Source organism: Streptomyces kronopolitis (genome assembly GCF_014646275.1).
In the GTDB taxonomy this organism is placed as follows: Bacteria; Actinomycetota; Actinomycetes; order Streptomycetales; family Streptomycetaceae; genus Streptomyces; species Streptomyces kronopolitis.
On record NZ_BMND01000117.1, the window covers coordinates 1 to 577 of the forward strand.

The 577-nt window shown below is 45.1% G+C and carries 1 protein-coding gene; it reads right to left on the bottom strand.

Going from position 1 to position 577, the window contains the following annotated elements; all coding sequences use genetic code 11:
* A partial coding sequence (locus IEY78_RS35400) for an ATP-binding protein (RefSeq protein ID WP_189104831.1) occupies positions 1-577 on the bottom strand: 577 nt, incomplete at both ends.

Sequence of the window (577 nt, forward strand, 5' to 3'; positions counted from 1 at the left end):
AGCACCTCATCTCTCAAACGTAACACGCTCTTGCCATCAACGGTGTAGATTTCATCCTGACTGATGCGCACGGTTTCTAACACTGAAGAAAGCGGGATAGCGTAATATTCTTCTTGAACGCCCACGAGTAAAGCTTGAATGATAGCCAGAGTGAGAGGGATTTTAAGCTTTTGAGTCGTGCCTACCCCCACTTCTGAATCAATTTCAATGATCCCGTTGAGCTTTTCAATATTGGTTTTCACCACATCCATGCCCACGCCTCTGCCTGAAACATTGGAAACGACTTTTGCGGTAGAAAAACCTGGCTTGAAAATGAGGTTAAACGCTTCCCTATCGCTCATGCCTTCAGCGTCTCTTTCGCTAATCACCCCTTTTTCAATCGCTTTTTCTTTAAGCATCACAGGGTCTAACCCCTTGCCGTCATCAGAGATTTTAATCACAATGTGGTTACCCTCATTATACGCGCTCAATTGCACTTTACCGGTTTCAGGCTTGTTAAGCCTTCTTCTTTCTTCTAAAGGCTCAATCCCATGATCGCATGAGTTGCGGATGATGTGAATGAGCGGATCGCCAATCT